The following is a 26,847-nucleotide window of genomic DNA, read 5'->3' on the forward strand; positions in this document are numbered from 1 at the left end:
GTTTCGCGCTTACACACGATCCTGACGACCTACCTGCAGCATTCGGTCGAGTGCTCGTCGTGCCCGTGATGCAACGTCGGCGGGAACCGTGACTTCATGACGCAGGTCGCGCAGACAATTGAAAATATTGGGCAGCGTGATTTGCTTCATGTGCGGACACAGGTTGCAGGGCTGCACGAATTCTATCTGCGGAAATTTCGTCCGCAGATTATCGGCCATCGAACATTCGGTGATCAGTGCAACACGATCAGGTTTTACTTTTTCCAGCCATTGGCTCATCGCGCTGGTGGAACCGACAAAATCAGCCTCTGCCAATACTTCGGGTGAACATTCCGGATGTGCGATCAGTTTCGCGTTGAAGCGTTCGCGTGCATGCCGCATTTGCTGTGCAGTGAAAATTTCGTGTACTTCGCAGGTGCCGTTCCATAACACCAGTTCCACATTCGTCTGTGCGGCGACATAAGCACCGAGGAATCGATCAGGTATGAAAATCACCTTTTTACTTCCCATCGCTTCGACCACTTGCAAGGCATTGGCCGAGGTACAGCAGGCGTCGGACTCGGCTTTTACGTCTGCCGTGGTGTTGACATAGCTCACGACGGGAACACCCGGGTGCATCGCACGCAAGCGTCGAACATCGGCTGCGGTTATCGATGACGCCAGCGAACAGCCTGCATGCAAATCGGGAATCAGGACGGTCCGATCCGGTGCCAGGATCTTCGCCGTCTCTGCCATGAAATACACTCCGCAAATCACGATTAATTCTGCGCTACAAGATGCGGCGGCTTGTGCAAGCGACAGCGAATCACCGGTGACATCGGCCACGCCATGAAAAATTTCCGGTGACTGGTAACTGTGCGCCATGATGACTGCGCCGCGCTGTTCCTTGAGCCTGAGGATGGCATCGATCCAGGGCAGATGCATCGGCCATTCCAGACACGGCACCAAGCCTTCGAGGCGGGTACCGAGTTCGGCATAGTCTATTTCCAGCTGGTCGCTCCATTGCGGTGGAGAAATTTCAATATTGCTTGTCATGGTGAGATGTCGAATGATTTGATATTGCAGAAGTGGAATCGAGAATCTAATTCGATGCCGTTCTGTTTTGATATGCCGTGCGTGCAGCCAGAGCCAGATCGGTGCCACGTTGCATGGCTATGCGAAGCCCCAACGGAATTTCCTGCCAAGGCAATTGGTCCAGTAAATTGCGGGCCGTAAGACCCAGTTCAGTATCGCCGGTAAGAACCAGTCGACGTTGGAAAAACAAGGTGTCTGCATCTTCCCGGCGACTGGCCAGCAACATTAAATCGGTTGCAGTACCGCGGACGGTGGCCTCTGCAATTTCGTCCCGCGCACAGACACGCATTCGGCCTTCGCGCAGTACCACTACCCAGCGAAGATCCAGATCGCTCACTTCGATGCCGAGTCTTCGGTCGGACAGCATTTCGAGTGCGCCTTTTTCTATCGGTGCGCTCAATACGCGCTGCATTGCCGCTTCGAACAATTTCACTTGCCAGACAATCGGGATCCGTCGCAAAAAAGGCGACAAGCGGGAAGGAGGTGGCAGCAGGCGAAGCCAGCGGGAATAAGAAGAAAATCGGGTTTGGCTATTCATGGTGTTTGCGAGCATGCCTGTAATAGGAGGGAGAGCGCCCTGATCTGTATCAACTACAACAAACTCGTCGGACACCTGCGACAAGCCTTGCTGCCGGCAGGCATCCTGGATGAGTGCAGACATCAGGCGATCACTGCTCGCTGGCGGAAGACCAAAGCGATTGCCGAGTCGCCGTGCGCGCCGGAGCACTTCGCGTTCGCGGTCCGGATCGCGGATCGGCACGCCCTTTTCCTGCTTTATTCGTGCCGCCAGTGAAACCAATCGTCGTCGGGCAACAATCAGTGTCAACAACGCATCGTCGACGCCATCAATCATTCGACGTACGCCGATCAGCGCGCCATGCGATGTTTCAGTTTTTGTCATGATGCTTTTCACTGTGTAATGCCGAATCCGTCAAACGTTCGGCGATCGGAACAATATGGTGGTCGTAAATGGCGTGAGCCTGGGCCGGATCGAAATCGACATGCTTGCGTTTTTTTACTTCGAATTCGGAAAGCACGATGTGACGATCGGGTGTCACACCAACTTGCGAAAGGCAGGCAGAGGCGCAGGCAAGAATGCAGCCATCCAGTGCAATGATGGGACGATGGCTGCGCGCCGTGTTGACCAGTCCGGTGACGCCGCCACCGACACCGGCGATGCAGGACATTTCCGCTTTGCCTTGTCGGTCCAGCCACAGCGCCATCTGGTTTGCCATTTGAGCCGCGCTTGAGCAACCGGAACAGGCGTACACCAGTGGAAGCTTCTTTTTCATGTGCGCACTCCCTGCGAACCGATTTTTCCACCGGCAAATTTTCGAGTTCGAAACTGCAGCGACAGGATCTCGAACATCGCCAGTCCATGTGCCGATGCCAGTAAAAGACCTGCTAGGTTCACGCTGGTTGAATTCGGCCAAATCACCGCAGCTGGAAGCGCAAGGGCAGACAATACAAAGAAGATAAAAATGCGTTGTTTGCGATATTCGGGAAACAGACCATCGACGCTTTGCAATCTGCTGCCTTGATGGCGTTGCCGTTGCAACTTCAGCCAGGCAATGAAGGGTGCAATTTCAAGCAACATGCCGAGCACCAACGATGGCAGGCCGATACCGATGGCTAACACACCGGCGAGGATCGTTTTGTAAGGTGTCGACACACACAGGACAGTCAAGACAGCCATCAGCAACGACAACGATCCGAGACACCAGAAACCAATCAGTGTCCGGTTGCGACGGTGCGGAGCGCGCCATTGAAAGAAAATAATTGCGGTTGCGAATGCGGCAACGGGCAACACGAGTAATTTCGTGAGCGTGTCGCCATCTATAATATTTCCGAAGCGTAAAACGACACCGGACACCAGCAGGCAGATCAATGCAATGATCCAGTATCGAAGAAATTGGTTTGGCAGTGCTATCGTTCCCTGAAGCATCGGCATGATCACGCTGCCGACGCAGCCGCACAGCAGTACAACGCCGCCAAGCAGTCCGATGGCGGCGTGGATATCGGTCAACCGCTGCATCGGCATGGCGATGATTCCGGCAAGTCCCAGCGTGAGTAACAAGCCAAGCACTGCCGTCAGCAACAGGCAGACGAGTACCATGCAAATGCCGATTCGCAACCAGGTTTGCTTGTCATCGAAACGCATCGCGAGCAAACATCCGATGGCATGAAAACCGATTGAAAATGCCAGCAATAAACCGGACCACGGAATCAACCAGGGCCAATAAAGTATTCCTGCGAGTAATCCGATCAGGGCAAGATTGAAAATAATCGGCAATTGCAAACTTAATGCGTTTGACGGCGCCAAACGTACGCCGGCCGCGACCGGCAGAAACTGCAGCAGACTGCCGAGCATCGCGTTGCCCAATATTCCGAGTGTGATCATATGGGTAAGCGCAACGGTGTTCAGCGCCCAACGACTGATGAATAAAGTCGAGCCGTCGTGCAGGATCAAAAATGCTGTAACCAAGCCCCATACCGGCACCATGCCGAGGTAGCGCATCGGCAGTTCCACCGACGGGGCATGATCAACGGCCAGTGCAGTCATCGGGAGAAAATATTTGTACCCAGGCATCGCCGGCAGGAGAGTCGATCACGACGACTCGATAACCACGGGCATCGAGCAAATCCAGCAGCGGTTGTGGGTGACAAGGCGTCCGCGCCAATAGAGATTTGCCCTCGGGAAGGGTTTCCAGTGCTTCAAGAATACGATGCATTGGCTCGGGTGCAGGCAGATGCCGCAGATCAAGCTTGATGGCACTTTCGCTTTTGACAAACGGGGCTTTGGAGCCGTCTGCCCATTGCACGGGGTTGGCGCCGAATGGCGAGGAACAAGGAGGCATAAGTAGCACCTTGGTGGGACCAGCTGGCAGTATCAGCCCGATGTCGGGTCATTGCATTGACAAGGATCAAGTCCTGCGAATTCCCGTCGCGGCCACTTGATCCAAGTCAATGATCCCGTATCCGGTCTGAGCGACCATGTCGGCATGTTAATCATCAAGAAAAACTGCGCTCTTTTCGGGACATCCGTTCCCGAAGTAACTTCGCGATTCAACTTGTATTCCTGGACCTTATCGCGATGAGTTTCCATGACCTGCGTTCATTTCTTTCCCGGCTGGAAACAAGCGGCCAGTTAAAACACGTCGACGAGCCTGTCAGTTCCCATCTGGAATCCACGGCATTGAGTCTGTTGTCGCTTCGTGCCGGTGGTCCGGCCTTGCTGATGGCAGCGAATACCGAATCACCACAACGCTATCTCGGCAATCTATTCGGACATCGAAACCGTATCGAAGCGGTGTTGTCAGGCAGGCCGTTGTCGTCATTGCGCGAACTCGGCGAATTGCTGGCGGCATTGAAGGAACCACGTTGGCCGGGTAGTTTGCGCGAAGCCTTGCATAGCTGGCCGGAACTCGCACAGCTCGCCCATGTCGCACCTCGTACCGTGCGCGATGCAGACTTCAATGACGAAGTGATTGAAGCGAATGATATCGATTTGTCACGATTGCCGATTCAGCATTGTTGGCCTGAAGATGCGGCCAAATTGATTACGCTGGGCTTGGTGATTACCCGCGGCACCCGAAAGCCCAGACAGAACATTGCGGTGTACCGACAGCAAGTCATAGGCCGCAACAAAGTCATCATGCGCTGGTTATCGCATCGTGGCGGTGCACTGGATTTTGCCGATTGGCAGGCAACGCATCCGGATAAACCCTTTCCGATCGTCGTCGCGATTGGAGCCGATCCTGCAACAACGTTGGCCGCGGTGGCGCCGGTTCCGGATACTTTGTCGGAATTTGAATTCGCCGGATTATTGCGCGGTGAACGCAGTCGCGTTTGGCGAAGTGCATTGACCGGGCTCGATGCGCCGTCGGGGGCGGAAATTTTGCTGGAAGGATTTATTTATCCCGGTGACACGGCGCTGGAAGGTCCTTTCGGCGATCACACCGGTTATTACAACGCGCAAGCAATGTTTCCAGTGATGACCATCGAGCGCATGCGTTTGCGTCGTGATGCCATTTATCAAGGCAGTTACATGGGCCGTGCGCCGCATGACGAACCTTCGGTGCTCGCACTCGCACTGAATGAATTATTCGTTCCGATTCTGCGAAAGGTGTTTCCCGAGATTGTCGATTTTTTTCTGCCGCCGGAAGCATGCTCTTACCGAATCGCGGTAGTAAGCATTCGCAAGCAATACGCCGGTCATGCGCGTCGGGTGATGATGGGAATCTGGTCGTATTTGCGCCAGTTCACCTATACCAAATTCATCATCATCGTCGATGAGGACATTGATGCACGCGACTGGTCACAAGTGCTGTGGGCTTTATCCACTCGCGTCGATCCGGCACGCGATAGCATGCTGGTCGAAAATACGCCGATCGATTATCTGGATTTCGCCAGTCCCGAGCCGGGGCTCGGCTCAAAATTGGGTTTGGATGCGACCCGGAAATGGCCTGGCGAAACCACGCGCGAATGGGGCAGGGTGATTGTGTCCGACCCGGCGGTGGAAAAGCGTATGCAGTCGCTATGGCAAACGCTTCGAAATAATCATGAGGAAACGGATCGTTAAATTTCAAAAAACTATGGCACCTTGGGTATCCAACTGGTCGTCATGACGCTTTGCCGAATATACGCCCGGAACCCATGTCGACCGCCAATTAAAAAATACCGGAAATCGAATCTAAAAACATGAAAAACAAAACATTTGCCAAGCCGCTACCTGCGATCGATGCACGCTTTGAAGCGCAAAAAATCGCATTTGGCCCCGTGGTTTTCCAATGCGTACGGATTGCCATGAAGTGGGGCTTGCTGGAAAGCATTGATCGTTCTCCGAGCGGTCAATCGATCGAAGAGCTCGCTGCATTCCATCAGAGAAGCGAATATGCCGTCAGTGTTTTGCTGGAGAGTTGTCTGAGCGCCGGCGTCGTCGGCAGAAAGGAAGATCGCTATTACCTGGAAAAGATCGGCGACTTCATGCTACGGGATCCTATGACCCGGGTGAATTTCAATTTCACCCAGGAAATATGCTATCAGGGTATGTTCGAGCTGGAGTCTGCATTGGCCGAAGGCAGACCTGCCGGACTGAAATGCCTGGGCGAATGGGAAACGATATATCGCGGGTTGAGTTCCTTGCCGGAAGTGGCCAAGTCGGCCTGGTTCGAGTTCGATCATCATTATTCCGATTCGGCATTTACGTTGGTGTTGCCAATTGTATTTTCGAGCCAGCCCACGACATTGATGGACATTGGCGCCAATACCGGAAAATGGGCGCAACGATGTCTTGATTTCAATCCGATGGTCCGGATGACTCTGGTCGATCTGCCCGAACAAATGTCGATTGCACGCGGCAATTTGGCAAGCCAGTCGGATCGGGTTGATTTTTACGAAGCGGATATGTTGAATCCCGATACTCCGTTTCCAGCCGGTCAAGATGTCATATGGATGAGCCAGCTCCTCAGCTGCTTCAGCAAGCAGTCAATTCTGGAAATATTCCGGCGTGTTAAGACCAGTTTAAATTCCAACGGCTGCGTTTACGTGCTGGATACTTTTTGGGACAGCCAGCGGCACGACATCGCGGCTTATTGCATTATCAATACATCGCCATATTTCGCGGCCCTCGCCAATGGCGTAAGCACAATGTATCAATCACAAGAATACATCCAGCTCGCTAATCAAGCGGGTTTGCAGCTCGTCGATATTCGCGATGACATAGGCCTGAGCCATAGTTTGCTGAAATTTGTTCATGCATGAGGATGTCAGGCTTCTGGATTAGTCGGATGTTTCCACAATGATCTTGAGCTCGAATTTACCCGAGAGCGAATTCGAAATCAGACAACCGGCCTCGGCTTTATACAGGGCTTTTTCAGCCGCTTCGACATTACCGTCTGCAGGAATGCGGAGTCTGGCCTGAATCGTGAATGCAACGAATTTCGATGCGCCTTGTTCGCGTTCGAGAGTCCCTTCTACCTCACAAGCCAACGTTTGCCAGGAAAGTTTCGAAGCCCCCGCGACCGCACGAAAGGTCAGGATGAAACAATCGGCAATGGCGCCTACGAGCAGGGTTTCTGGCGACCAACGATCACCCGGCCCATCGAATTCGAGCGGAGGCGCAGTATTCAGTGGCGCGAGGCCGGCGCTAGAAAGCAGAACTTCGCCTTCTGGGCCTGCTGATGCCGCGACTTGATAGTGATGCGGAAATGCTTTCATTGCCAAACTCCGATGAAGTCAATTAACTAATAGAATAGTGTCAGGAACAGCCGCCGCAACAGGTACTACCGCCCTGTTTGTGGCCAATCTCAGACTGCACCGAGAAACTGGCCTCACAACCGGCGTTGCGAAGCACTTCGATGATCTGCGGAACCGATAATCGGGAATTAATGTGAATCTGCCGGGTCTCCGCATCTACAAGTGTTTCAGATGAACCATCGAGTGCCCGCATCCAGCGAATAATTGCTTCGGACATTGGCTCGGAAATCGGGTTTTTTACCAGGAATTGCATGGTCTTTTCTCCTGAGATGTGAGGTCAATGACGACGGGAATACCTTTCCGGCTTCCTGTCACCACTACTGACATCATGCTAGCGACGAATTCATGGCGACACCTTGACGCTGGTCAAGGGGATCCTGATTCACCGTGGTTTGGTGCCCGCTCAGAGATATGTTTAATCGGGTTAGCCATCTTTGACTTAGGTCAAGAAGTACATCGTGGGGCAGGGCTAGGATGGTGGAAACTTAGACTTGCTGGAGAAACCTATGAACATGGAATCAGCAACATTGGATCGCAGAGGTAATACGCGGCTTTGGCTTGTCTTCTGGATTTACGGAGTGCTCATCAGTCACCTGATGTTCGGGGCGATACTCTATTTTTATCATCAAGTCGGGACACCATCACTCATTGCATTGTTAGCCCTCTTCGTCGCGTATACCGCCTGGATTATGCATGCGGTTTGGATCAACGCTTTCAATGTACAGAACGTGGTTTACGGTCAGATAGCCCGGGCACTAACGGTGGCGTGGGCAATCAATTCGGTAATGGTCTCGGGCTTCCTGCTTCTAGGTCATTTAGGCTCGGTCACGTTGCCGATCTAAAGCACGAAGGATTATTGCGCAGGCGGGGTTTCAAAAAAATCCACCTCGCCGGTATCGAGTGAATAATCGGCACCGACGATCAGTAGTCCCTTTTCTTTGCGCATCCGATTGATAAAATCCGAATCCTGAATTAGTCGTTGCATCGTGTGGCGGACGTTTGCCCGGACGGCATATTGCGTTCGTTCTGGGCAATCACCTTTTTCCAGCAATGGTGTGTCGGTAAGCGAGGGCATGATCCGATCGACAATGGCATGCAGAGCTGGAGACACATCGCCGGGACAATCTATGGCATCCAGTGTCGCTTGAACGGCCCCGCAGTTGGAATGACCCAAAACAACCACCAGCCGAACGCCAAAACGCTCCACGGCAAATTCGACGCTGCCGATTTGCGAGGGTGCGGCAATATTGCCTGCTACCCTGATGACGAATAAATCTCCCAGCCCCTGATCGAAAATAAATTCGGCCGGTGCCCGTGAATCGGAGCACCCCAGAATGACCGCGAACGGTTCCTGTGCCTTGGCGTGCTCGGCCCGTCGAGCATGGCTCAGCAAAGCCTCCAGGCTGATGACGTGATCAACAAAGCGTCGATTGCCTTCACGCAGTTTTTCCAGTGCTTCGATTCCGGATTTAGGCATGGTTTGTTATTCGTATCAGTGCACGTCCCGGGCTGCCATAATTTCCGGCAGATCGGTGTCGCGGAAGCTTTGCGGATGCTGTGCAACGTCCATACGCCGAATGGCAAAGTGCATCCAAACCAGGGCCGTCGACACCAGAACAAACAGCAACATAAAACAACTTGTCCAAACGCCGATAAGATCGTTCAGGACACCGAAGGTAATCGGCAGGATAAAACCGCCAAGACCACCGATCATGCCGACCAGACCACCGACCGCACCGACATTATTCGGGTAATAAACCGGGATGTGTTTATAGACTGCGGCTTTGCCCAGCGACATGAAAAAACCAAGAACAAAAACGATCACCATGAAAGGCACCACGCCGACGGCCAGCGTAAATTCAATCGGCCCCTTGATCCCCGACACGATATAGCTGGTTGACGGATACGACAGTAAAAAAGTACAGACAACCGAGACACTCAGGGTCCAGTACATGACCCTGCGGGCACCGATCTTGTCGGATAACCAGCCGCCGACTACGCGAAACAGACTGGCGGGAATGGAATAACACGCGGCAATGACACCGGCGGTTTTGATGTCGAGTCCGTAGGCACCGGTGAGGTAACGCGGCAACCAGAGTGCCAATGCAACGAAAGCACCAAAGACGAAAAAGTAATACAGACCGAAGCGCCATACCTGGATGTTTTTCAGCGGCGCCATTTGTTGCTTGAACGACACCGGCTTTACGCCCGCTTTACGGCGCGTAGCAAGGCCGGGATCATCTTTGGTGATGAAATAAAAGAGGACGGCGGTGATCGCCAACCCAACCGACCAAACCTGGGCAACGGCATGCCAGCCATAGGCCACCATCACCATCGGAGCCAGTAGTTTGGTAACGGCTGATCCGATATTGCCGGCACCAAAAATGCCCAGTGCCGTTCCTTGTTTTTCCGCCGGAAACCATTTGGAAACGTAAGCAATGCCAACCGCAAACGAACCACCAGCGATACCCACGGCCAATGCAGCGAACAGAAAACCGATATAGGTATTAGCAGCCGTCAGCATCCAGGTTGCCGCCGCGCCGGCCAGCATGACCAGAGTGAAAACGATGCGTCCGCCGTATTGTTCGGTCCAGATGCCCAGAAACAGGCGAATCATCGAGCCCGTCAGAATGGGCGTTGCGACCAGCAAACCAAATTCGGTGTCATTGAGTCCAAGATCCTTTTTAATCTGGATGCCGATGATCGAAAAAATCGTCCAAACCGCAAAGCACACGGTGAATGCAAACGTGCTGGCCCACAACGCTGTTCGCTGTTGTCCCTGAGTCACTGTTGTTGTGTTCTGCATCTTTACGGCCCCGTTATTTTTTCAAGAGATTGAATGCTTGAGCACTGTTTTAGGTAATTCGCTTCAGGCAGTGAGTGCTTCGAGTTCTGCCAGACCGATCACCGGATAGCGCGAAATCAAAATCTGCAGATACTGATGCAGTGCATTTTGTTTAACTTGCAGCTCTAGATAACCGGCAATTTTTCCCGCGCAATCGTCATAGCTCATGGGTTCGCCATGTGAAATTTCGTCGACACGGACGACATGGTGCCCCCAGCGCGATTCGATCGTCATTGCCACCAAACCTTCGCGCAGCATGAATAGCTGCCGATCAAATTCCGGCGTCGTTTGACCGCGGACAATCCAGCCCAGATCACCGCCTTCATCGCGAGAAGGGCAGGATGAATGTCGCATTGCATATTCGGTGAAACGTTCCGGAAATTCTTTCAGTTCGGAAATCAAACGCTCACCCAGGTCGCGGGCATCGTAACGGCCCTTGATGTCATCGGCCGATGCTGCCAGCAGGATATGATGAACATGGTATTGGTCGGGGGTATGCAGGCGTTCGCGATTACTTTCGTAATAATGGCGACATGCATTTTCGTCCGGTTCGGGCGTTGGTACTTCCTGCTCGATCAAAAGACGGATCGCGGCTTCTTCAAGTGTTTCGGAATCCAAAGGTTCGACGTTGGCAGCGATACCCAGTCGTTCTATTTCCTGAAGTAATAACTCACGCACCACCAGGGCACGTGCTGCATCGGCACGCGCCGTATGCGGATTGTCGGCACGATGGTGCTGCATTTCCCGGGCGATTTCGGCTTCATCGATTTCTCTGTCGCCCACCTTTAGAAAAACCGGTGGCCGAGCGGGAATCGGTGCGCTGGCATCATGCGCATCATGCGAGTGATCGTGTGCTGTCTCACTGGCACGCGCAGCGGCATCCGACAAGGCGCCGGAATCCATCACTATCGGAATAATACGAGGCTTGTTCATAACTATTTCCCGTGATAATCGAGCGGTGCCTGACGTTTACGGACCACCTGATATGGCCTGCGCAAATAGGCCACGGGCAGACTCCAGATGTGGACGAGGCGAGTGAAGGGGAAAATCAGAAACAGGGTCAAGCCAAGAAACACGTGGGCTTTGAAAATCCAGTGGGCATCCAGCATGAAATCGGCGGCGCCCAGACGGAACGTTACGATGTGCTGCGCCCATTCACCGAGTTTGATCATCTGGCCGCCATCCATATGGCCGGACGAAACGAAGATGGACGACAGACCCAGTAATAATTGTGCGTACAACAGCACTAGTACGAGCAAATCACGCGGGCTACCGGTCGCACGCACTCGTGGGTTAAAAAGACGACGCAATAATAAAATCGTAATGCCGATCAGACACACGACACCGAAAATTCCACCGGCCACCATCGCCAGTAATTGTTTCTGGCCTGCGGTAATGAAAGACTCGTAAACAAAATGCGGAGTCAGCAGACCGACTAAATGGCCGCCAAGAATGGCTAGCACACCCAAATGGAACCAGTTGCTTCCGAGGCGCATCCATTTGCCCGAGAGCAATTGGCTTGAACCGGTGCGCCAACTGTAGGCATCGTGATCAAAACGCATCCAGCTGCCAATCGCAAACACTGCAAGGGCAATGTAGGGATAAATCTGGAAAAAGAAAGTATTGAGAAAATTCATGGGGTCACCTGCTTGTCGGTCATCTTTACGCCGGTCGGTAATCGCTGGTTAGGGAGGCAATTTTCTGAGGGTGCTTCATTGCCGAAACGCACGGCTTCTTCTTCCCACACCTGATCCATTACTTCGGGAGTGTCATCGCGTGCTTCGGTGGCCACCTTGCGGCGAATGACGGTCAGATCGACTTCGCCGTGGCCAATTTCTATGAGTATTTCAAACAGCAAGGCATAGGGGCTTTGCCTTTCGCCGGCTCTGGCGGCCAGCAGCTCGAGAATCGGACCAGTATGTTTTAACCAATCGATCACTTCTTCCACAGGTCGTTGCGAAAGATATTCCAGCACCAGTGGCAAATAATCCGGCAGTTCCCGCGTTGCAATTTCGAAACCGTTTTTTTGATAGGTTTCCATCAAATCGACCATGGCTTGGCCACGATCACGTGACTCGCCATGAATGTGCTCGAACAACAACAGGCTCATCGAGCGACCACGGTCGAACAGGGCCAACCAGGCTTCCTGCGCATCCATTGTGGCCTGGTCCGTCAAGTCGGCAACGAAACTTCGCAGTTTCAAACCGCGTGCTGCCGGCAGTTGGCATTCGGTGGCCGCAGACAATAGCTCGTCGCGATGCTGCCAAAGATCGTCGGCCGGATAATCGAGAAGAACGCTGATTAGTTTGAGCGATTTCATGCTTTTTCCCTGTCCGTGACCTGGCGATTGGGTGGCACGTGGTAAGTCTGTGTCGAACGGCCACCGAAGAGTGCTTCCGCCGGCGACGATGGACTACAACCGTTGCCGAAAGTGAAACCGCAACCACCGCGTTCACCAAAAGCATCATTGGCATATTCGCGATGTGCCGTCGGGATCACGAAGCGATCTTCGTAATTGGCGATGGCAAGATAGCGATACATTTCTTCGGCCTGCTTCACGGTGAGACCGGCTTGCTTGAGTATTTCGATATCTTCAACACCGTCGACATTCATCGCACGACGCCAGGCGCGCATCGCCAACAAGCGTTCCATTGCGAGAATCACCGGAGCTTCATCGCCGGCCGTCAACAAGTTGGCAAGATAGCGAACCGGAATACGCAATGATTTGACGTCCGGAATTTCACCGTTCATGCCCACCTTGCCGGCATCGGCGGCGGACTGGACTGGCGACAATGGTGGTACATACCAGACCATCGGCAACGTACGGTATTCGGGATGCAGCGGCAGCGCGAGTTTCCAGTCGATCGCCAGTTTGTAGACCGGCGATTCCTTCGCGGCATCCAACCAGTTTTGTGGAATGCCTTCTGCACGCGCCGCTTCAATTACCCGGGGATCGTTCGGGTCAAGGAAGATATCCAGATGTGCCTTATACAAATCTTTTTCCGAAGGCACCGAAACGGCGGCTTCGATTTGATCTGCGTCGTACAACAAAACACCGAGATAACGGATTCGACCGACACAGGTTTCCGAGCACACCGTCGGCTCGCCCATTTCGATACGTGGATAGCAGAAGATGCATTTTTCTGACTTTCCGCTTTTCCAGTTGTAGTAAATCTTTTTGTACGGACACGCCGAAACGCACATGCGCCAACCGCGACATTTGTCCTGGTCGATCAGTACGATACCGTCTTCCTCGCGTTTGTAGATGGCGCCGCTCGGGCAGGCCGCGACGCATGCCGGATTGAGGCAGTGCTCGCATAGACGAGGCAGATACATCATGAAGGTCTTCTCGAACGCACCGTAGATTTCGCGCTGCATACTGTCGAAGTTTGAATCCTTGCTGCGCTTCGCGAATTCGGTGCCGAGAATTTCTTCCCAGTTCGGACCCCAGTGGATTTTCTGCATGCGCTCGCCGGTAATCAGCGAACGCGGTCTCGCAGTCGGCTGATGATTTCCTTCGGGTGCCTGATGCAGATGCTGGTAATCGAAATCAAACGGCTCGTAATAATCGTCAATCTGCGGCAAATCCGGATTGGCGAAAATTTTCGAGAGGATACGCCAGCGACCGCCGGCTTTTAGTTGCAAACGGCCGCGATCGTTACGTATCCAGCCGCCGTTCCATTTCTGCTGGTTTTCCCATTCTTTCGGATAGCCGACCCCAGGCTTGGTTTCAACGTTATTGAACCAGGCATACTCGACGCCTTCGCGCGAGGTCCAAACGTTTTTGCAAGTGATGGAGCAGGTGTGGCAACCGATGCATTTATCGAGATTGAGTACCATCGCTATTTGGGCACGTACTTTCATCGTGAAGCCTCCTCGGTTGCAGGTACTGCTTCGCCGTCGTGCCACTCGATTTTGTCCATTTTGCGGACGATGACGAATTCATCACGGTTGGTACCGGTGGTGCCGTAATAGTTAAAGCCATAGGCAAACTGCGCATAGCCACCAATCATGTGGGTGGGTTTGACCACGACGCGAGTGACCGAGTTGTGGATGCCGCCACGGGTGCCGGTGATTTCCGCTCCGGGCGTGTTGATGATGCGTTCCTGTGCGTGGTACATCATCGCCATACCGTTCATCACGCGCTGGCTAACCACGGCACGCGCGGCAATTGCACCGTTGACGTTGAACAGTTCGATCCAGTCGTTGTCTTCGATGCCGGCGCTTTTCGCGTCATCTTCCGACAGCCAGACAATCGGTCCGCCACGCGAAAGCGTTTGCATAATCAAGTTGTCGGAGTAGGTGCTGTGAATGCCCCATTTCTGATGCGGCGTAATCCAGTTCAACACGATTTCCTTGTTGCCGTTTGGTTTGGCCCCCAGCATCGGCGCGATGGTTTTCGTGTTGACCGGTGGACGGTAACCCATCAGGCCTTCACCGAAGGCGATCGTCCATTCGTGATCCATGTAGAACTGTTGGCGACCGGTGATCGTGCGCCATGGAATGAGTTCGTGCACATTGGTATAACCGGCGTTGTAGCTGACGTGTTCGTCTTCTAGGCCCGACCAGATCGGCGATGAAATAATCTTGCGTGGCTGCGCCTGGACATCGCGGAAACGAATCGCCTCGTGTTCTTTGCCGACGGCGAGATGACTGTGATCGCGGCCGGTGAAAGTACTCAGAGATTCCCATGCCTTGACGGCCACATGGCCGTTAGTTTCTGGAGCAAGATGCAAGATGACTTCGCAGGCATCGATCGCGCTTTCGATTTGTGGCCGGCCTTTGCTGACGCCTTCGGCGGTCACCTTGTGATTCAGTTCGCCGAGGAATTTCACTTCATCCAACGTGTCCCAGCTCATGCCCTTGCCGCCATTACCCTGAGTGTCGAGCAGGGGACCAAGTGAAGTGAATTTTTTGTACAAGTTCGGGTAGTCACGTTCGACGACGACCATCGATGGCATCGTCTTGCCGGGAATCGCTTCGCACTCGCCTTTTTTCCAGTCGGTGACACCGAAAGGCATCGCCAATTCATTCGGTGTGTCGTGCAGGACGGGTACCAGCACCAAATCTTTCTCGACACCCAGTACGCCCGGTGCAAATTCGCTGACGGTGCGTGCGATGCCCTTGAAAATATCCCAGTCGCTGCGTGCTTCCCATGCCGGATCGACCGCTTTGGAAAGCGGATGAATGAAGGGATGCATGTCCGAAGTATTGAGATCGTTTTTTTCGTACCAGGTAGCGGTTGGCAATACGATGTCGGAATACAACGCCGTGGTGCACATGCGGAAATCGAGCGTGACCAGCAAATCAAGTTTGCCTTCGGTGGCTTCGTCATGCCATTTCACATCTTGCGGTTTGGTGGCACCGCGCTCACCCAGATCTTTTCCTTGCAAGCCGTGGCGCGTGCCCAGCAAATGTTTGAGCATGTACTCGTGACCCTTGCCCGAAGAGCCCAATAAATTGGAGCGCCAAATGAACATATTGCGCGGAAAGTTTTCCGGTGCATCGGGGTCGGCGTACGCAAAATCCAATTCGCCTGATTTGAATTGAGCCACTGCATGTTTCACCGGATCGATTCCCTTGGCTTCGGCTTCGCGAACGAATGTCAGCGGATTCATGTTCAACTGCGGTGCCGACGGCAACCAACCCATGCGAACGGCACGCAAATTGAAGTCGACCAGACTGCCGGAATATTTCTTTGGATCCGCCAGTGGCGAAATGATTTCGGAAACATCGAGTTTTTCATAACGCCATTGATCGGAGTTGAAATAGAAAAACGAGGTGCCATTCATTTGACGCGGTGGTTTGCTCCAGTCCAGACCGAACGCAAGTGGTGTCCAGCCCGATTGCGGACGTAATTTTTCCTGGCCGACGTAGTGCGCCCAGCCACCGCCGGTTTGTCCGACGCAGCCGCACATGATCAGCATATTGATCAGGCCGCGATAATTCATATCGTTGTGATACCAGTGATTCATCGCGGCACCGACGATAATCATGCTGCGACCACGCGTCTTGTCGGCGTTGCGGGCAAATTCGCGGGCGATCTGGATGACATCGGCACGTGGTACGCCGGTAATTTTTTCCTGCCATGCCGGTGTACCCGGCACATTGTCGTCGTAATTATCGGTGACGTAGCCGCCGCCGAAACCGCGATCCAGACCGTATTGCGCCAGTGTCAGATCATAGACGCTGGCGACCAAGCAATCCTTGCCGTCGGCAGTTTTAATGCGACGAACTGGAATATTGCGTTTGAGAACATCCTCGTGTTTGCTGGAAGTCCATTTTTCGTGTTCAACACCACCGAAGTAGGGGAAGCTAACTTCGACCATGTCGTCATTAGCATCGGCCAGACTCAGGCGCAGACGCGTATCGCGGCCGGAGCTATCTTTCTCTTCGATATTCCATTTGCCTTTTTCGCCCCAGCGGAAACCGACAGAGCCGTTGGGAACTGTCAATGCGCCCGTGATTTCATCGAAGGCCAATGTTTTCCATTCGGGATTATTGCTTTCACCCATGCCACCATCGAGATCGGAGGCACGCAGGAATCGTCCTGCGACATAGCTGCCGTCATCACGTGCATCGAGTCGCACCAGCATCGGCATGTCTGAATACTGGCGGCAGTAATCCAGAAAATACGTCGATGGATTATCAAGATGGAATTCGCGCAGGATCACATGACCAAAGGCGAACGCCAATGCGGCATCAGTACCTTGCTTGGGATGCAGCCAGATATCCGTGAGTTTTGCGACTTCCGAATAATCGGGAGTAATGGCGACCGTTTTGGTGCCGTTGTAGCGTGCTTCGGTAAAAAAGTGGGCATCGGGTGTGCGCGTTTGCGGCACATTGGAACCCCAAGCAATGATGTAGCGGCTGTTGTACCAATCGGCGGATTCCGGCACATCGGTTTGCTCGCCCCAAACTTGTGGCGAAGCCGGTGGTAAATCGCAATACCAGTCATAAAAACTCAGGCATGCACCGCCCAGTAATGACAGATACCGTGCGCCGGCGGCATAACTCACCATCGACATGGCGGGGATCGGCGAAAATCCGACTACGCGGTCGGGTCCGAATTTTTTAGTCGTAAATAAATTCGCGGCGGCAATCATTTCATTGGCTTCATCCCAATTGACGCGTACAAAACCACCCATGCCGCGCTTGGACTTGTAGCTTTTTGCTTTTTCCTTATCACCGACGATGCTGCCCCAGGCATCGACCGGCGACATGGATCGACGTGCTTCGCGCCAAAGCTTGAGCAGGGCACTGCGCATCAACGGATACTTCACCCGATTGGCGCTGTAGAGATACCAGGAATAACTGGCACCGCGTGGGCAGCCGCGCGGTTCGTGATTTGGCAAATCCGGACGCGTACGCGGGTAGTCGGTTTGCTGGGTTTCCCAGGTCACCAAACCATTTTTTACATAGACTTTCCAGCTACAGGAACCAGTGCAATTTACACCGTGCGTAGAGCGTACGATTTTGTCGTATTGCCAACGTTGGCGATAACTGTCTTCCCAGCTGCGATCTTCGGTACGGGTGGCGCCATGGCCATCGGAAAACGGCTCTGCTGCAGGCTTGAGGAAGTTGAGACGGTCGAGGAAATAACTCATTGCCAGCACTCCGAAAATATAAAATTAAATTGCGTATTCACCATCAAATGCATAACTGCTCTCAGCAAGGGTAGGGGGCACGTTTGCGGTAATACCACCACCAGGTAATGGCGATGCAGGTAAAGTAAAAAACGATGAAGGCATACAGCGCTGCTTGCGGCCCACCAGTCAATGCGATCGAGCTGCCGTAGCTCTTCGGAATAAAAAATCCGCCGTAGGCACCGATGGCCGAACTGAAGCCAATGGTGGCGGCCGATTCGATTCCTGCATTGCGCATCGAAGCGGTTTTTTCTTCCTGTGTTCTATTGGAAGATTTACGATCATGAAACGCCCGGAAAATAATCGGAATCATGCGGAAGGTGGATGCATTACCGATGCCCGACAGGATGAACAAGGCCATGAAGCTGATCAGGAAGCCAGTGAAATTTCCTCCTTGGCCGTCGACGGGCAGAAAATGCAGTACACCGAATACGCCTGCCACCATCAATACAAACACCCAGAACGTCAGCATGGCACCGCCGGTTTTATCGGACAGCCAACCACCAACGGGGCGCGCCAACGCACCTACCAAGGGACCAAGAAACGCATAAGTCAGCGCATTGATTTCCGGAAATTGGGTTTTGATCAACATAGGAAAGCCCGCCGAAAAGCCGATAAACGAACCAAACGTACCCATATACAACCAGCACATCAGCCAATTCTGGCTGCGACTGAAAATGACTGATTGTTCGGAAAATTTCGAGCGCGCCGTCGTCAAATCATTCATGCCAAACCAGGCGGCCAGGGTGGACACCAACAGGAATGGAAGCCACAAGTAACCGGCATTTTGTAAATACATTTCCTTGCCATCGGCTGTGAGTTGCGGATGACCGGCTACGGCGCCGAAGATACCCATCGAGATCACCATCGGGATGAGAAATTGCGTTGCCGAAACCCCGAGATTTCCCAGGCCGGCATTCATACCCAAGGCATAGCCTTGTTTGGACTTGGGATAGAAGAAAGAAATGTTCGACATGCTCGAGGCAAAGTTGCCGCCGCCGAAGCCGCACAAAATCGCGATGGCGACAAAGTGCCAGTAGGGAGTGGCGGTATCTTGCACGGCGATTCCGAGCCAGACCGCCGGAATCATCAGGGATGCGGTGGATATTGCTGTCCAGCGTCGACCACCCACCATCGATACCAAATAGGAGTAGAAAATTCGCAGGGTGGCACCGGACAAACCTGGTAAAGCGGTCAGCCAGAAAAGTTGATCGTCGGTAAAATGAAACCCGACATCTTTCAACTTGATCGCGACGGCCGAAAACATCATCCATACAGCAAATGCCAGCAATAAGGCCGGAATAGAAATCCAGAGATTTCGACTGGCTATTCGGTTGCCGTCGGATTTCCAGAAATCCGCGTCTTCCGGTCGCCAATCATTGAGTAGCTGACCTTCAGCCTTGGTCGGCACGATACTAGCCATGAAACACCCCAAATAGAATAGAAATTCAATTGAAGCGAATTATTTCATTGCTTAAATTTAAATGACTTGACCTGAGTCAATTCGATCAGCTAAAATCAGGAACAGGCTAAATCAAACCGAAATTATGGTTTTTTCGTGGCTCTACCACGTTTTTTGACGCTGTCCCGCACATCCACTTCAAATTGGACTGTTAAGGGCAGATTGCCTGTATCGCCCAGGGCGAAAGTCAGAGCATCGCGGCATGGCAATCGTTCGACATACGCCTCGACAATGGCTTTTGGCAAGATCAGACACCAGGTCAACGCGGTAGTCTCCAAAGCAGCCGAATCGGCAATGATCAACCTGAGTGACTGCATAAATTGCTCGCCGTTCGGCAGCTGCAGCGTGTTCACCAGTAACTCTTCACTCAATAGCGTTGCAAGTTCATTTTCATCAATGCGAAAACGAAGGTTTTGTTCCTGTATTTGCAATTTCATCAGAAAACTCCAAAAAACATTCCTGCAAAGAGTTAGTGCCCGACAACGAGGTCGTAGTTAGGCTGCGCATGCTGATGAACCTCGCAAAGAGAGCAGCCTTCACTCCACTCGCTATTGCCATCTTCATAGTGTTCCTGTTTCCAGATCGGCGCCTGGTGCTTGACCTTCTCGATGATGCTACGGCATGCACGAAAAGCCTCGTCACGATGCGGGCTGCCTACGGCAACGACTACCGCAAGATCGCCGATACTTAGGCGCCCCTTGGCATGGGTGACAAATATTTTCAGTTTTCCGTCGAATTCACGCAGTGTATCCAACGCAATTTCATTGAAAATATTTACCGCCAGGACATCAAACAAATCATAGCTGACGCCGGTAACGCGACGGCCGTGATTCATGTCGCGTACGCGGCCAACAAACATGGCAATACCGCCAAAACCCGGATCCGAAACAAATTCAAGAGCAGCCGATACATCCAGACGTTCGTGTTGAATATCCACTACTACGCAATGCATTTTTTCCATTTCAACCTCCATTGACCGGTGGCAATACCGCCATCCGGCCATCGGAAGGAATCACTTCGCGATCACGCAAAATAGTGGTCTCGCTGGCGAAAGCGGAATGCCTTACCAATCCGGGACGATATTTCGGCCAATGCTGCTGTCCGTAACCATCGAGTGCCAAGCGTAAATCCGCTACCCGTGCGCCATCGGGTAATTCCAGTTCGATCTGGCCAGCCGGTTCAAAGTCCTGAAAGGCGGCAAATAATTTCAGATGAATCTTCATGGTGACAACTCTCTCGAAAAAGGAAATTCAAGGTGACCCAGGCCATACACTTCCACCAGACTTTCTGCAGAAATATGTTCGGCTTCTTCAGGTAACACCACCCAGGCATTGGACTGCAGCATCGGACGAATTCGGAATGACTCCTGGCCCGACAAAACTTCTGCAAAGAGACGACCGTTCTCGTCAACCTGCAATCCGGCTTTTTGATGAAAGCGGAAACCAGGTTTTTTTTTCATCGCTGTTTTTATCGGTACTAGCAAAGAACGTTCAGGCAGCAAACCGGTCATTGCACGAATCGCCGTTTCGACGAAAAAACGCAGGCCTACAGCACTTGATACCGGATTACCCGGCAAGCCGAAATACAACTGGCCTCCTGCCAGCCGGGCAAACAGCAATGGTTTTCCGGGGCGAATGGCGACTTTATGAAAAAGAATTTTGGCGTTTTCCCGTAGCAAGGTATCGGGCACAAAATCGTAACGGCCCATCGACACGGCACCGGTGCTCATAACGATGTCAGGTACAAACTCAAGTGATCTGTTCAGAGCGGCAATGAATACTTCCGGTTCATCGCTGACGGTTTGGACATGTACGACTCTTGCACCGGCGGCGGCGAGACGTGCCGCCAGAAACGGTCCGTTGGAATTGCGGATTTGGCCTTCAATCAAGACTTGGTCTACATCATCCACAAGTTCGCGTCCGGTGCAGATCAGTGCTACTCGCGGCTCGCGAATAGCCTGCACATGAGATATGCCCAGTCCCGCCAGCAACATGACATGCTGCGCTGCTAGACGCTCTCCAGCCTGCATCGCGATATCGCCATGGGCAATATCTTCGCCTGTCCGGCGAACATGCTGGCCCGGCAATGCAATGTCCGTGCTTTCAATGCGCGCAGGACGACCATCGGGATGAAGTTGTGTGATGCGAACTTGTTCAATGGGGATGACGGCATCGTAACCATCCGGAATGCGAGCTCCTGTCATGATTTCCCAACAGCCGGTAGTAGCCTGACTAATGCCGTCGCCCGCAGCTTGTTCGCCAAGAACATCCCACGCGCTTCCTACAGGCACTGGAACACCTTTGCTTGCAATCGCGAAGCCATCCATTGCAGTGTTATCAAAGGAGGGCAGGTTGATGGGGCTTGTCACCGGTTCGGCAAGGACACGACCGAGGGCTTGTCCAGATCGAATGGATTCGGTCGGCAAGCAATGCACTTGCTCGGCGATAATTCCCTGTGCTTCACGATAGCTGATCATGCGTGTGCTTCTCCTGCCACCATCGCCATCGCATGGGCCAATATCGGGCCGAGAATATCCATGCCCTGAGCAACGGCTTTAGGGCTGCCGGGCAGGGCGATGACCAGCATGTCATTGAGCAGAACGGCCTCTGCACGACTCAGCCAGGCAAGTGACGTGTAATGCTGGCTTTGCGAACGAAACATTTCACCCAGGCCCGGTACGTGACGTGCGTCCAGTGTTTGAAGTGCTTCGAGCGTCAAATCACGCGGCCCCAATCCGGTGCCACCGGTACACAATACGAGTTGGATAGATTGCGTCGATAAATCCCGTAAACGACTGGCCAAAGGCTCGATACCATCGGGAAGAATTTCCGTGTGACTAATCTCGGCTCCCAGCCCGATTAATCGTTCAGCCAATATCGGCCCCGAAAGATCGGCATATTCTCCGCTATGGGCGCGATCGCTCAAGGTCAAAACGGCGGCACGAATATTTTTAAGCTGGTGATTGTTTTTGGGTCGAAACAGTTCGTGTTCGGCGCTTGTCATGGGTTCGGGATGGCACCACAAACCGCTTTTCCCGCCTTCCTTGAACAGCAGGCGGATAGCGCTTATCTGCAGGGCAGGTTCGATCGGCTTGGAGAGATCGTACAAGGTCAACAAAGCGGCGCTGGTACCTGCCAGCGCTTCCATCTCGACGCCGGTGCGTGCTTCCGTGCTTGCTTCGCAATACACACGTATCGAAAAACTTTCCCGAATGGGTTGGCAGCGCACCTGTACATATTCCAATGCCAGCGGGTGACACAAGGGTAATAACAGCGCTGCATTTTTAGCGCCTTGAATGCCGGCGATTTCCGCCATTGCGATGGGATCGCCTTTCGGCATTTTCTTGTCCAGTAGCATCGTAAAAGCGAGCTCGCCGAGTGAAATTTCACCGCAGGCAACTGCGCGTCTCGCCGTCGGTCGTTTACGACGAATGTCGGCCATCTGAAAATTGCCGATCATTGCTTCCGTTGAATTTTGTCGAGTCACTTCATCCTCCAATGGATGCAAGATGCGGCGTCAGTCCGGTATCACCCATGTGCAAACCGTGTCCTGCCTGTTTGAGCCCAAGTTGTTTGGCAATGGTGGCGAGCAATTCGGCTTGCTGGTCGTCACACTGCAATAAATTTCGCAGCGGGATACCAATTTGTCCGAATAGACAGAGCCGCAGATCGCCGGCGGACGTGACGCGCAATCGATTGCAACCGGCACAAAAATCCCGCGAGTAGGGCGCAATGATGCCGATGCGTCCGCGATAGTCGGCATGACCATACTCGCGTGCCGGACCAGCATCGGCGGCGCGTGGCAGCAGTCGCCAGCCCGATTGTTCAAGCTGCTGTTCGAGTATTTCGGCCCGTAAATGATGCTGGTGGAAATAATCCAGATTGTCGCCGGTCTGCATCAGCTCGATGAATCGCAAACTAATTCTGCGATCACGCAGATAATCGAGCCAGACGGGTAATTGAGCGTCATTGAGATCACGCAACAAAACGGCATTCAACTTGACCGATAGCAGGTTGCTTTCAAGGGCGGTCTCGACGCCGGCCAAGATGGAGTTGAGTTGATCATGTCCGGTGATTTTCTTGAAGCAATCGCGGTCCAGGCTATCCACGCTGACGTTTAAGGCAGTCAGACCGGCGTCACACCAATCCCGAATTCGTTTTTGCAATAAACAACCATTGGTCGTGACTGCCACTTTTTCAACACCGGTGGTATTGACTGCCACGCGAATAATATCGGTCAGGTCGCGGCGCAGACTGGGCTCGCCGCCGGTCAGCCTGACTTTTTGCATACCGAGTGTCGCGAAAGCACCGAGCAGGCGAGCAATTTCATCAATGTCGAGATTTTTTGGCCGGCCGGGTACCGCCTGATAACCCTTCGGCAAGCAATAACTGCAATGATAATTGCAGGCCTCGATGACCGATAAACGCAGGTACGGAAACCTGCGACCAAATCGGTCGATTAGTGAACCCATCGATGTACTCCTTTCCAAACACGGGAGGCCGTGACGTTTCCATCACCGCCCTGGTGGTCAACATGACCACGGTCGGCATGCCAGTTCATTTCGAAACACAGGCTTGCCGTCTCGGAGGCGAATACCGAATCGCAAGATCCGGATATTTCAGTCGCAATTCTATCGATGTGTTTTTGTCGAAGCTTTGATCCAAATCAAGATTGGGAGCGATCTGGCTTACTAATCCTGTTTATATATTCAAAGTCCGCTGACTGTCAGGTGAGGATTAGTTTGCAACCGGCGATGAGTAATACGACCGCCAGAAATCGCTTTATTTGTAGCGGATTGAAGCGACGACTCCCAAGATAGGAGCCAATAATGCCGCCGAAACCGGCTGCAACAACCAGTACCAGTGCAAATGCAGGAAATTGCCGTGTACTACTGATATTGCCGAGAAGGCCTGCAATGGAATTCACCAAAATGAAGAGGGCAGAAACCGCAGCAGCGTTTCTTGCCGTGGCCCAGTTCATTATGAGCAACAGGGGCGTCAGAAAAATTCCACCACCCGTGCCTGTCAGCCCGGATAAAAAGCCAATACCACCGCCAATGACGAGGGCCAGGCTGCGTGGTGGGGCTTTCGGATCGTTTTCTATCGGCGGTCGCATAAAAAAATGCGCAGCTGAATAAAGCAGAACAATACCCAGCACCAGCTTGAGTATTTCAGCCGGCAAACTGATGTAGCCGCCGAGAAAGGCAAGTGGTATCGACAAGATCGAAAATGGCCAGAATAAGCGCCAGGAGAAGTGGCCAGCGCGCCAGAACTGCAAGACGCCAATGGATGCAACCAGAATATATTGCGGCCTTGCTGGATCATGGCGATGTCGCCGTGATGGAAAGTGAAGTGCTGCCGGAAATGCAGATCCTCGTCGATATACCAGAGCCCAGGCCTGACTGGCTTATCAAACCGTTAGTTTCACTTTATCAGACTTGGAATACGTGGCTGCTGCATACGTTGCTGAGATCAGAATGCCGGAAGCGCCAGAGCGAGCAATACTGTTAGTGGCGTTAGCAGTCGCGAAGCCAAACGCGGAACGTGCTGCACGGGCAAGCATAATGACCATTCAGCCATTGTGTAATGGGCGAGAAATCGCGGTAGATTTGACGGCATTCCAACCTGGTAGTCCGCCAGCATGGCTGACCGACTCTGCGATTAAAGAATTCTATTCAAAAGTGACGGCAGGACACGCAATTCACTGAATCAGTGATGTTGCAAAGAAGATGTCCAATTTTTATTCGCTAAGCCATTGGTAACATTAAGTATTTTCGCTTCAACTATACACTTTTACACGTATCTCGGCTGTACCCCCACATTCACCCATAGTCAGTTTGTACATAATATACATTATGCGAAGTATTGTATGGATAAGCAGACCGTAATGGCTTCGTATGCAGACCGCTTTCCCGAGGCCAGCCCCCGCTACGCCTTGGGGCTTCTGGTCGTCTATCTGTGCTGGTGGGTCGTGCTGGCGGTCAATCCGCTGTACCCGGATGACTGGTTGCTGGAAAACGTGCTGGTGGCCATCGCCGTGCCGCTAGCCTGCTACAGCCATCTCCGCATCCGATTCTCGGCCTACACACTGGGCGCCTTGTTCCTGTTTCTGTGCCTGCATGCCTTGGGCGCCCATTACACCTATGCCGAGGTTCCGTACCGGCAATGGCTGGGTCTGGCGATGGACGGCCGCAACCACTTCGACCGCGGCGTCCATTTCCTGTTCGGCCTATTGGTGATGCCGGCTTACCTGGAGTTGCTGTCACGCCGCGCCGCCTTGCAGGGCATCTGGCGCGCAATCGTGCCGATCGCGTTCCTGATGGCGCAGTCGGAGTTGTACGAGATCATCGAATGGCAGGCGGCGCTCCGCTTCGGCGGCGAGCTCGGCATGGCCTATCTGGGTACCCAGGGCGACGTCTGGGACGCGCAAAAAGACTCGGCGGCGGCCGCGCTGGGCGCGGTCACCGGCTTGCTGATGTACAAAGCGGCGTTCAGGCTGTGCCGCAGACCGGACATGCCGGGTCCGCGCTGAAATGGGTTTCGTGGCTGCGCATGCCGAGCAGATCGAAGCTCAGCAGCCGGCCGACGAGCGGTTCGCCGATACCGAGCAGGTATTTCAGCGCTTCGGTGGTCTGCAGCAAGCCGATCACGCCGGGCGTTACGCCCAGCACCCCGGCTTCGCTGCAGTTGGGCGCGCCGGCACCGGCGGCATCCGGGAACAGGCAGCGGTAACACGGCCCCTGTCCGGGTCGGGCATGGAACAGGCTGACCTGGCCTTCGAATCGGTAAACCGCACCGTAGACCCACGGCGTGCCCTGCTTCGCGCAGGCATCCGAAATGGCGTATCGGGAGCTGAAATTATCGGTCCCGTCAATCACTAAGTCGACATCTTTAATGTAGTTTCGAACATTGTCCGGGTGAATTTTGTCGACGACCGATTCGACGGAAATGGTCGGGTTTAGCGACAAAAGCGTATTTTTGGCTGAAATTGCTTTCTTTTCGCCGATATCATCGTTTTTGTGCAGAATCTGCCGTTGCAGATTGCTGAGGTCGATGGTGTCGTCATCCATGATGCGCAAAAAGCCCACGCCCGCCGCCGCCAGATAGTAGGCACAGGGCGAGCCCAGACCGCCCGCTCCCACCAGCAGCACGCGGGCTTTCGCCAGCCTTTCCTGGCCTGCGCGCCCGACCGTCGGCAGCATCATCTGGCGGACGTAGCGGCGCTCGAAATCGGTGCTTTCCGGAATCACCATCGGCAAGCCGTCCGCCTGCCAGGCTTGGGTGCCGCCCTGCACCGAATACACCGTGCCATAGCCCTGTGCAATGAGCGCTTCGGCGCAGGCGTCCGAGCGCTTGCCGCCGGCGCAGATCAGGATGACCGGTTGATGGACATCGGCGATATGGAAGCAGGCCGATTTTTCCAGCTCGGCCTTGGCGACCGGTTTGGCGCCTGCGGCCATGCCGGCGGTCCATTCGGCCGGCTCGCGCACATCGATCAATAGCAGGCCGCTACGCTGCAGTTCATGGGCCTGGCGCGGGTTGACCGGAATCGCCGTCACGGGC

Annotated in this window: 27 protein-coding genes and 1 riboswitch; of the genes, 4 read left to right on the forward strand and 23 right to left on the reverse strand. The window is 53.5% G+C overall.

Annotated features, from left to right (window positions below):
* Positions 1–9 precede the first annotated feature (9 nt).
* From nadA to IEV56_RS00205, 5 genes are read right to left on the reverse strand one after another with little or no spacing between them, the layout of a single operon-like run.
* Positions 10–1,143 carry a quinolinate synthase NadA gene (nadA, locus tag IEV56_RS00185; protein WP_229730112.1) on the reverse strand — a complete coding sequence of 378 codons (1,134 nt, stop codon included), beginning with the start codon at positions 1,141–1,143 and terminating at the stop codon, positions 10–12.
* Positions 1,082–1,987 (reverse strand): ubiquinone anaerobic biosynthesis accessory factor UbiT, encoded by a 906-nt coding sequence (gene ubiT / locus IEV56_RS00190; RefSeq protein WP_229730113.1) that lies wholly within the window; start codon positions 1,985–1,987, stop codon positions 1,082–1,084. The genes nadA and ubiT overlap by 62 nt, the downstream gene beginning before the upstream one ends.
* Entirely contained in the window at positions 1,962–2,366 is a 405-nt protein-coding gene (locus IEV56_RS00195) for a putative zinc-binding protein (RefSeq protein ID WP_188446475.1), read from the reverse strand. The genes ubiT and IEV56_RS00195 overlap by 26 nt, the downstream gene beginning before the upstream one ends.
* Positions 2,363–3,637, reverse strand: coding sequence for a hypothetical protein (locus tag IEV56_RS00200; protein ID WP_188446478.1), 1,275 nt, complete (start codon positions 3,635–3,637; stop codon positions 2,363–2,365). Before IEV56_RS00200 ends, IEV56_RS00195 begins: the two co-directional genes overlap by 4 nt.
* The gene (locus IEV56_RS00205) at positions 3,618–3,896 is read right to left on the reverse strand and encodes a DUF2249 domain-containing protein (RefSeq protein ID WP_188446480.1); all 279 of its coding nucleotides are present in this window, start codon (positions 3,894–3,896) and stop codon (positions 3,618–3,620) included. The genes IEV56_RS00200 and IEV56_RS00205 overlap by 20 nt, the downstream gene beginning before the upstream one ends.
* Before the next feature lie 272 nt (positions 3,897–4,168).
* Here IEV56_RS00205 and IEV56_RS00210 point away from each other — a divergent pair, with 272 nt between their 5' ends.
* Positions 4,169–5,656, forward strand: a complete 1,488-nt coding sequence (locus tag IEV56_RS00210) for a UbiD family decarboxylase (RefSeq protein WP_188446482.1) — start codon at positions 4,169–4,171, stop codon at positions 5,654–5,656.
* A 119-nt stretch (positions 5,657–5,775) separates the two neighbouring features.
* Positions 5,776–6,837: a class I SAM-dependent methyltransferase gene (locus IEV56_RS00215; protein ID WP_188446484.1), complete on the forward strand. Its 1,062-nt coding sequence runs from the start codon at positions 5,776–5,778 to the stop codon at positions 6,835–6,837.
* An 18-nt stretch (positions 6,838–6,855) separates the two neighbouring features.
* Here IEV56_RS00215 and IEV56_RS00220 read toward each other — a convergent pair whose 3' ends face one another.
* The gene (locus IEV56_RS00220; RefSeq protein WP_188446487.1) at positions 6,856–7,293 is read right to left on the reverse strand and encodes an OsmC family protein; all 438 of its coding nucleotides are present in this window, start codon (positions 7,291–7,293) and stop codon (positions 6,856–6,858) included.
* 40 nt (positions 7,294–7,333) lie between these two features.
* Positions 7,334–7,585: a hypothetical protein gene (locus tag IEV56_RS00225; protein ID WP_188446489.1), complete on the reverse strand. Its 252-nt coding sequence runs from the start codon at positions 7,583–7,585 to the stop codon at positions 7,334–7,336.
* Between the two features lie 253 nt (positions 7,586–7,838).
* On the opposite strand from IEV56_RS00225, the gene IEV56_RS00230 reads away from it, so the two are divergent.
* Positions 7,839–8,174 carry a hypothetical protein gene (locus tag IEV56_RS00230; RefSeq protein ID WP_188446491.1) on the forward strand — a complete coding sequence of 112 codons (336 nt, stop codon included), beginning with the start codon at positions 7,839–7,841 and terminating at the stop codon, positions 8,172–8,174.
* Between the two features lie 11 nt (positions 8,175–8,185).
* Here IEV56_RS00230 and IEV56_RS00235 read toward each other — a convergent pair whose 3' ends face one another.
* From IEV56_RS00235 to IEV56_RS00305, 15 genes are all read right to left on the reverse strand, one after another.
* Complete coding sequence (locus IEV56_RS00235) at positions 8,186–8,809, reverse strand: carbonic anhydrase (RefSeq protein WP_188446493.1); 624 nt, start codon at positions 8,807–8,809, stop codon at positions 8,186–8,188.
* Positions 8,810–8,824: 15 nt separating this feature from the next.
* Entirely contained in the window at positions 8,825–10,138 is a 1,314-nt protein-coding gene (locus IEV56_RS00240) for an MFS transporter (protein ID WP_188446495.1), read from the reverse strand.
* Positions 10,139–10,201: 63 nt separating this feature from the next.
* Positions 10,202–11,110 carry a peptidylprolyl isomerase gene (locus tag IEV56_RS00245; protein WP_229730114.1) on the reverse strand — a complete coding sequence of 303 codons (909 nt, stop codon included), beginning with the start codon at positions 11,108–11,110 and terminating at the stop codon, positions 10,202–10,204.
* A gap of 2 nt (positions 11,111–11,112) precedes the next feature.
* On the reverse strand, positions 11,113–11,814 hold the full coding sequence (narI, locus tag IEV56_RS00250; RefSeq protein ID WP_188446497.1) for a respiratory nitrate reductase subunit gamma: 702 nt from the start codon (positions 11,812–11,814) through the stop codon (positions 11,113–11,115).
* A complete protein-coding gene (narJ, locus tag IEV56_RS00255) occupies positions 11,811–12,497 on the reverse strand; it encodes a nitrate reductase molybdenum cofactor assembly chaperone (RefSeq protein WP_188446499.1) in 687 nt (228 codons plus the stop codon). The genes narI and narJ overlap by 4 nt, the downstream gene beginning before the upstream one ends.
* Positions 12,494–14,041, reverse strand: coding sequence for a nitrate reductase subunit beta (gene narH / locus IEV56_RS00260; protein ID WP_188446501.1), 1,548 nt, complete (start codon positions 14,039–14,041; stop codon positions 12,494–12,496). Before narH ends, narJ begins: the two co-directional genes overlap by 4 nt.
* A complete protein-coding gene (locus IEV56_RS00265; protein ID WP_188446504.1) occupies positions 14,038–17,784 on the reverse strand; it encodes a nitrate reductase subunit alpha in 3,747 nt (1,248 codons plus the stop codon). Before IEV56_RS00265 ends, narH begins: the two co-directional genes overlap by 4 nt.
* 61 nt (positions 17,785–17,845) lie before the next feature.
* Positions 17,846–19,246, reverse strand: coding sequence for a NarK family nitrate/nitrite MFS transporter (locus IEV56_RS00270; protein WP_188446506.1), 1,401 nt, complete (start codon positions 19,244–19,246; stop codon positions 17,846–17,848).
* 122 nt (positions 19,247–19,368) lie between these two features.
* On the reverse strand, positions 19,369–19,722 hold the full coding sequence (locus tag IEV56_RS00275) for a hypothetical protein (protein WP_188446508.1): 354 nt from the start codon (positions 19,720–19,722) through the stop codon (positions 19,369–19,371).
* A gap of 32 nt (positions 19,723–19,754) precedes the next feature.
* Positions 19,755–20,246, reverse strand: coding sequence for a molybdenum cofactor biosynthesis protein MoaE (locus IEV56_RS00280; RefSeq protein ID WP_188446510.1), 492 nt, complete (start codon positions 20,244–20,246; stop codon positions 19,755–19,757).
* Position 20,247: 1 nt separating this feature from the next.
* Positions 20,248–20,508 (reverse strand): MoaD/ThiS family protein, encoded by a 261-nt coding sequence (locus IEV56_RS00285; RefSeq protein ID WP_188446512.1) that lies wholly within the window; start codon positions 20,506–20,508, stop codon positions 20,248–20,250.
* On the reverse strand, positions 20,505–21,761 hold the full coding sequence (locus IEV56_RS00290) for a molybdopterin molybdotransferase MoeA (RefSeq protein WP_188446514.1): 1,257 nt from the start codon (positions 21,759–21,761) through the stop codon (positions 20,505–20,507). Before IEV56_RS00290 ends, IEV56_RS00285 begins: the two co-directional genes overlap by 4 nt.
* On the reverse strand, positions 21,758–22,726 hold the full coding sequence (moaCB, locus tag IEV56_RS00295) for a bifunctional molybdenum cofactor biosynthesis protein MoaC/MoaB (RefSeq protein ID WP_229730115.1): 969 nt from the start codon (positions 22,724–22,726) through the stop codon (positions 21,758–21,760). The genes IEV56_RS00290 and moaCB overlap by 4 nt, the downstream gene beginning before the upstream one ends.
* A gap of 46 nt (positions 22,727–22,772) precedes the next feature.
* On the reverse strand, positions 22,773–23,756 hold the full coding sequence (moaA, locus tag IEV56_RS00300; protein ID WP_188446516.1) for a GTP 3',8-cyclase MoaA: 984 nt from the start codon (positions 23,754–23,756) through the stop codon (positions 22,773–22,775).
* A riboswitch (molybdenum cofactor riboswitch) is annotated at positions 23,748–23,885 on the reverse strand. Its footprint overlaps the gene before it by 9 nt.
* 125 nt (positions 23,886–24,010) lie before the next feature.
* Positions 24,011–24,673, reverse strand: coding sequence for a sulfite exporter TauE/SafE family protein (locus tag IEV56_RS00305; protein ID WP_308419389.1), 663 nt, complete (start codon positions 24,671–24,673; stop codon positions 24,011–24,013).
* A gap of 498 nt (positions 24,674–25,171) precedes the next feature.
* Here IEV56_RS00305 and IEV56_RS00310 point away from each other — a divergent pair, with 498 nt between their 5' ends.
* Positions 25,172–25,816, forward strand: a complete 645-nt coding sequence (locus IEV56_RS00310; protein WP_188446520.1) for a DUF2238 domain-containing protein — start codon at positions 25,172–25,174, stop codon at positions 25,814–25,816.
* Here IEV56_RS00310 and moeB read toward each other — a convergent pair.
* Complete coding sequence (moeB, locus tag IEV56_RS00315) at positions 25,776–26,843, reverse strand: molybdopterin-synthase adenylyltransferase MoeB (protein WP_188446522.1); 1,068 nt, start codon at positions 26,841–26,843, stop codon at positions 25,776–25,778. The two genes, IEV56_RS00310 and moeB, sit on opposite strands and share 41 nt — an antisense overlap.
* Positions 26,844–26,847: the final 4 nt, after the last annotated feature.

Origin of the sequence: Arenimonas maotaiensis, assembly GCF_014638745.1 — a bacterium.
Lineage (GTDB): Bacteria > Pseudomonadota > Gammaproteobacteria > Xanthomonadales > Xanthomonadaceae > Arenimonas > Arenimonas maotaiensis.